The 5,766-nt window shown below is 66.9% G+C and carries 5 protein-coding genes and 1 pseudogene; 4 read left to right on the top strand and 2 right to left on the bottom strand.

Translation table 11 applies throughout. The annotated features are described in order from the left end of the window. Window positions 1-54: 54 nt before the first annotated feature. The 4 genes from VIR09_RS26080 to VIR09_RS26065 are packed head-to-tail and all read left to right on the top strand — an operon-like array spanning window position 55 to window position 3,672. Window positions 55-1,062: a branched-chain amino acid ABC transporter permease gene (locus VIR09_RS26080; RefSeq protein WP_414639467.1), complete on the top strand. Its 1,008-nt coding sequence runs from the start codon at window positions 55-57 to the stop codon at window positions 1,060-1,062. After that, entirely contained in the window at window positions 1,059-2,147 is a 1,089-nt protein-coding gene (locus VIR09_RS26075) for an ABC transporter permease subunit (protein WP_332015492.1), read from the top strand. Before VIR09_RS26080 ends, VIR09_RS26075 begins: the two co-directional genes overlap by 4 nt. Then, window positions 2,144-2,944 (top strand): ABC transporter ATP-binding protein, encoded by an 801-nt coding sequence (locus VIR09_RS26070; RefSeq protein WP_332015491.1) that lies wholly within the window; start codon window positions 2,144-2,146, stop codon window positions 2,942-2,944. The genes VIR09_RS26075 and VIR09_RS26070 overlap by 4 nt, the downstream gene beginning before the upstream one ends. Next, window positions 2,941-3,672: an ABC transporter ATP-binding protein gene (locus tag VIR09_RS26065; RefSeq protein ID WP_332015490.1), complete on the top strand. Its 732-nt coding sequence runs from the start codon at window positions 2,941-2,943 to the stop codon at window positions 3,670-3,672. The genes VIR09_RS26070 and VIR09_RS26065 overlap by 4 nt, the downstream gene beginning before the upstream one ends. Window positions 3,673-4,287: 615 nt before the next feature. Here the strand turns inward: VIR09_RS26065 and VIR09_RS26060 are convergent. Then, the gene (locus tag VIR09_RS26060) at window positions 4,288-5,538 is read right to left on the bottom strand and encodes a CoA transferase (protein ID WP_332015489.1); all 1,251 of its coding nucleotides are present in this window, start codon (window positions 5,536-5,538) and stop codon (window positions 4,288-4,290) included. Between the two features lie 20 nt (window positions 5,539-5,558). Then, a pseudogene (locus VIR09_RS26055) lies at window positions 5,559-5,766 on the bottom strand (enoyl-CoA hydratase/isomerase family protein); the annotation flags it as partial.

The raw sequence follows: 5,766 nt of genomic DNA, 5'->3' as shown, positions 1-5,766 counted from the left end.
GGCTGTGCCGCGTCTCCGCCTGTATCGCAGCGTGCGCGCCGCCCGGCGCGCGCCATGCGCGGCGCCGTGGCAGGCACTAGGGCCGCCACCGCAAGATCCGCGCGATTTTTCCAGGCTTATTCTGCGGCCCCTATGGATATCTTCATTCAACAACTGATTAACGGCGTCACGCTAGGCAGCGTGTACGCCCTGGTCGCCCTGGGCTACACCATGGTGTACGGCATCATCGGGCTGATCAACTTCGCCCATGGCGACGTCGTCATGATCGGCGCGATGGCGGCTACCACCATCGCGATCTCGCTGGTGGGCGGCGACCCCTCTACTTCCGCCTTCGTGGTGCTGGGCGTGGGCCTGCTGGTGTCCGTGCCGCTGTGCATGGCCGTGGGCTGGACCGCCGAGCGCGTCGCCTACCGGCCGCTGCGCCGCGCGCCGCGCCTGGCCGCCCTGATCACCGCCATCGGCGTGTCCATCATCCTGCAGAACGTGGCCATGATGAGCTGGGGCCGCAACTACCTGAACTTCCCGCAAGTGCTGTCGCCGCAGGTGTTCGAAATCGCAGGCGCGCGCATAAGTTCGCTGCAGATCGCCATCGTGGTGATCGCGGCGCTGATCATGGGCGGGCTGCTGGCCGTGGTGCACAAGACCCGCCTGGGCACGGCGATGCGCGCCACCGCGCAGAACCGTGAAGTGGCCGGACTGATGGGCGTGAACATCAACACCGTGATTTCGGCGGCGTTCCTGATCGGCTCGGCGCTGGCCGCCGTGGCCGGCATGATGGTCGCCACCTACTACGGCGTGTCGCAATACACCATGGGCTTCATGCTGGGCCTGAAGGCCTTCACGGCGGCAGTGCTGGGCGGCATCGGCAACCTGGTCGGCGCCATGGCGGGCGGCCTGCTGCTGGGCATCATCGAATCGCTGGGCGCGGGCTACATCGGCGACCTGACCGGCGGCTTCCTCGGCAGCCACTACCAGGACGTGTTCGCGTTCTTCGTGCTGGTGCTGGTGCTGATCTTCCGTCCGTCCGGCCTGCTGGGCGAACGCGTGGGGGACCGGGCATGAGCGCAAACCTGAAAAGCAGCGGGTTCTCCACCCGCAACCTGATCGGCATCGCGCTGATCGGCGTGGTGCTGGCGGTGCTGCCCTTCGTGATCGGCATGGCCGGGCAGAGCTGGGTGCGCATCCTGAACTTCGCCCTGCTATACGTGATGCTGTCGCTGGGCCTGAACATCGTGGTGGGCTTCGCGGGGCTGCTGGACCTGGGCTATATCGCGTTCTACGCGGTGGGCGCCTACACCTGGGCGCTGCTGGCCTCGCCGCATTTCGGCCTGCACCTGCCGTTCTGGGCGATCCTGCCGATCGCGCTGGCGGTGGCCTGCCTGTTCGGCGTGTTGCTGGGGGCGCCCACGCTCAAGCTCCGAGGGGACTATCTGGCCATCGTGACCTTGGGCTTCGGGGAAATCATCCGCATCTTCCTGAACAACCTGAACGCGCCGATCAACATCACCAACGGGCCGCAGGGCATCAACCGCATCGATACCTTCAAGGTGGGCGAGTTCGCCTTCGGCCGCACGGAAAGCCTGCTGGGCCTGCGCGTGACGGGGCCGGAAAAGTACTACTACCTGCTGCTGGCGATAACGCTGATCATCGTGGTGGTTTGCGTGCGCCTGCAGAATTCGCGCATCGGCCGCGCCTGGGAAGCGATCCGCGAAGACGAGATCGCGGCCAAGGCCATGGGCATCAACACGCGCAACATCAAGCTGCTGGCGTTCGCGATGGGCGCGTCCTTCGGCGGCGTGGCGGGCGCCTTGTTCGCCTCGATGCAGGGCTTCGTCAGCCCGGAAAGCTTTTCGCTGATGGAATCCATCTCCATCCTGTGCATGGTGGTGCTGGGCGGCATGGGCCACATCCCGGGCGTGATCCTGGGCGCGTTGATCCTGGCCGCGCTGCCGGAGTTCCTGCGCGCCGTGGTCGAGCCGGTGCAGCACATGCTGTTCGGCGCCGTGGTGCTGGATCCCGAGGGCATACGCATGCTGCTGTTCGGCCTGGCCATGGTGTGCGTGATGCTGTTCCGTCCGGCCGGCCTGTGGCCGTCGGCGGTGCGCAAGCGTGAACTCGCGACCAAGACCCAGGGAGGCGCGGCATGAGCAAACTGCTGCAAGCCCAGGGACTGGGCAAGCGCTTCGGCGGGCTGCAGGCTTTGTCGGACGTCAGCTTCGACATCGAGCAGGGCGAGATCTACGGCCTGATTGGCCCGAATGGCGCGGGCAAGACCACGCTGTTCAACGTGCTGACCGGCCTGTACATCCCGGAAGAGGGCAGTTGCACCTTCAATGGCGCGTCCATGTCTGGCAAGAAGCCGCATGAAGTCGCCTTTGCCGGATTGGCGCGCACCTTCCAGAACATCCGTCTGTTCGCCAACCTGAGCGCGATCGAGAACGTGATGATCGGCCGCCACATGCGCACCAAGTCGGGCGTGTTCGGCGCCGTGCTGCGTACCCGAGGCACGCGCGCCGAAGAGGCCGCCACGGAAGCGCGGGCGCAGGAATTGCTGGACTACGTCGGCATCGGCCACCGGGCCAACGACGTTGCCCGCTCGTTGCCCTACGGCGACCAGCGGCGCCTGGAGATCGCGCGGGCGCTGGCCACCGATCCCAAGCTGCTGGCGCTGGACGAACCGGCGGCCGGCATGAATGCGTCGGAAACCGTGGTGCTGCGCAAACTGGTCGAAAAGATCCGCGCCGACGGTGTCACCGTGCTCTTGATCGAGCACGACATGAAGCTGGTCATGGGCCTGTGCGACCGCGTGCTGGTGCTGGAATACGGCAAAGTGCTGGCCATGGGCAAACCGGCCCAGGTGCAGCGCGATCCCAAGGTCATTGAAGCGTATCTGGGCGCCGGCGCTGCGCAGGATCCGCAGATTCATCAGGAGCGCCCGGCATGACGGCAGTATCCCAACCCCTATTGGAATTGCGGGGCCTGCAGGTCTCTTATGGCGGCATCCGCGCGGTGCGCGGCATCGACCTGCGTGTGGACAAAGGCGAGCTGGTCTGCCTGATCGGCGCCAACGGCGCCGGCAAGAGCACCACGCTGCGCGCCATCTGCGGACTGGTGCCGCTGGCGGGCGGCGAAGTGGTCTACGGCGGCCAGTCCGTCGGCGGCCAGAAGTCGCATGAACTGGTGCGCCGCGGCCTGGTCATGGTGCCGGAAGGCCGGGGCATCTTCGGCCAGCTCACCATCGAGGAAAACCTGGCGATGGGAGCCTACATCCGCCGCGATGCGGCGCAGATCCGCCAGGACACCGATCGCGTCTTCACCTTGTTCCCGCGCCTGGCCGAACGTCGCAAGCAGGCGGCCGGCACCTTGTCGGGCGGCGAACAGCAGATGGTGGCCATGGGCCGCGCGATGATCGCGCGCCCCAAGCTGCTGCTGCTGGACGAGCCCTCGATGGGCCTGGCGCCGCTGATGGTGGAGAAAGTCTTCGAGGTGGTGCGCACCATCGCCAACGAAGGCGTCACCATCCTGCTGATCGAGCAGAACGCGCGCCTGGCGTTGGAAAACAGCCATCGCGGCTACGTGATGGAATCGGGCGAGATCATCCTGTCCGGTCCCGCTGGCGACATGCTGCACGATCCCAAGGTGCGCGCCGCCTATCTGGGCGAGTCCGAGTAGGGCGCGCGGCCAGGATCTTGGGTGCGCAGCAGCAGGGCTTAGAGCTTGCGGATGTCAGGGTTCTTTAGCCGCCGAGGCTGCCCTGCGCCATTCCGATGCTCGCCCCGCTGGGGCTGCGCTTCGGATGGCTCCGGGGTCCTCGGCTGGCAGTCGCCTAATGCGTTGGTTTCGGACCCCGTTCATGGGCAGAGGCTTTGAGCCGGTGGCCGGGCGGAGGGATCCGAAGCGCAGCCCCACCGGGGCGAGCATCGGAATCCTGCAGTCCGGACGCCGGCGACTCAAGAACCCTGCCTCACAAGACCGAAGTGCGGGGCGGCAGGGCTTAGAGCTCGCCGATGTCAGGGTTCTTTAGCCGCCGAGGCTGCCCTGCGCCATTCCGATGCTCGCCCCGCTGGGGCTGCGCTTCGGATGGCTCCGGGGTCCTCGGCTGGCAGTCGCCTGATGCGTTGGTTTCGGACCCCGTTCATGGGCAGATACCGTGAGCCGGTGGCCGGACGGAGGGATCCGAAGCGCAGCCCCACCGGGGCGAGCATCGGAATCCCGCAGTCCGGACGCCGGCGGTTCAAGAACCCCACCCTCACAAAACCAAACGTCAGCAATTCAGCCCAAAACGTTCTAAGCCGGTGCGCGTTCACGGTCCACGGCTGTGACCACGCCGGCCTCGATCAGCGCGTCGATTTCCGCGGCGCCATAGCCGAACTCTCCCAGGATCGCGATGGTGTCTTCACCCAGCCTGGGCGCCGCGCGGTGGTATTGCGCGGGTGTGGCCGACAGCTTCACCGGCATGCCTACTGTACGCACCGTGCCCGCGACCGGGTGCTCCTGTTCCACCACCATGCCGCGTGCCAGCGTCTGCGGGTGCGACAGCGCCTGCGCGATGGAATGCACCGGGCCGGCGGGCACGCCCGCGGCATCGAACACGTCCAGCCATTCCTGCGCGCTGCGGGTCTTCAGGATGGCGGACATCTCCTCCACCAGCTGATCGCGGTTCTGCATGCGGTCGCGGTTGCGCGCATAGCGCGGGTCTTCCGCCCATTCCGGCTTGTCCAGCGCCTGGGTGATGCGCTGCCAGTTCTTCTCGTTGGCGCCGCCGATGATGATCCAGTCGGTCCCCGTGGGAAACGCCTGGTAGGGCGCGCTCAGCACGTGCGCCGAGCCGGTCGGGCCAGGCGACACGCCGCTGCCGAAATAAATGGCGGCATGCCAGTACAGCTGCTGCAAGCTGGCTTCGAGCAGGGAGGTTTCCACGATCTGGCCTTCGCCGGTGCGCTGCTTGTGCTGGTACGCCGCCAGCACGCCGAAGGCCGCCAGCAAACCGGCGTTGATGTCCGCGACGGAGTTGCCGGTGCGCAGGGGCGGGCCGCCCGGTTCGCCGGTGATCGCCATCAGGCCGGAAAAGCCCTGCGCCACCAGATCGAAGCCGCCCTTGTCGGCGTACGGGCCGGTGGTGCCGTAGCCCGACACGGCGCAGTAGATCAGGCCAGGGTTTTCCTGGCGCAGCCTGTCGTAGCCCAGGCCCAGCTTTTCCATCGTGCCCTTGCGGAAGTTCTCGGTCACCACGTCGGCGTCGCGGATCATGCGCAGCAGGACCTTCTTGCCTTCGGGGTGCTTCAGGTCCAACGCGATGGCGCGCTTGTTGCGGTTGAGCATGAGGTAGGGCGCCGAGATGCCGTTGATCTGCGGGTCGCGGTACTGGCGCGAATCGTCGCCGCCGTCGATCTTTTCAACCTTGATGACGTCGGCGCCCATGTCGGCCAGCATCATGCCGCAGGTCGGGCCCGCCATGATCTGCGACAGCTCGATCACGCGCATGCCGGCGAGCGCGCCGGCCGGGCGCGGGGTATCGGGCTGGGTATCGTTATGCATGAGTCCTCCTTGCGCTGCGTTCAGCGGGCATTGAATTGCGGCTTGGCCTTGGCCAGGAAGGCCTGGTAGCCCGTGCGGAAGTCCTCGGTGTCGAAGCAGTCGAAGGCTTCGTCGCGGTCGGCGTCGGTCAGCGCGCGGCCGTCCACCAGGTTGCGGATGAATTTCTTGTGCCAGCGCGCCACCAGCGGCGCGCCGTCGGCGATGCGGCGGGCGGCGGCCTGGGCTTCC

Source organism: Achromobacter sp., from assembly GCF_036567245.1.
GTDB lineage: Bacteria > Pseudomonadota > Gammaproteobacteria > Burkholderiales > Burkholderiaceae_B > Achromobacter.
The sequence above is the reverse complement of the archived record's forward strand: the minus strand, read 5'-3'. Positions and strand labels throughout refer to the sequence as shown.

Coding starts and splice junctions, on each gene's coding strand:
- VIR09_RS26080 (WP_414639467.1), top strand. CDS start 55: ATGCGCGGCGCCGTGGCAGGCACTAGGGCCGCCACCGCAAGATCCGCG.
- VIR09_RS26075 (WP_332015492.1), top strand. CDS start 1,059: ATGAGCGCAAACCTGAAAAGCAGCGGGTTCTCCACCCGCAACCTGATC.
- VIR09_RS26070 (WP_332015491.1), top strand. CDS start 2,144: ATGAGCAAACTGCTGCAAGCCCAGGGACTGGGCAAGCGCTTCGGCGGG.
- VIR09_RS26065 (WP_332015490.1), top strand. CDS start 2,941: ATGACGGCAGTATCCCAACCCCTATTGGAATTGCGGGGCCTGCAGGTC.
- VIR09_RS26060 (WP_332015489.1), bottom strand. CDS start 5,538: ATGCATAACGATACCCAGCCCGATACCCCGCGCCCGGCCGGCGCGCTC.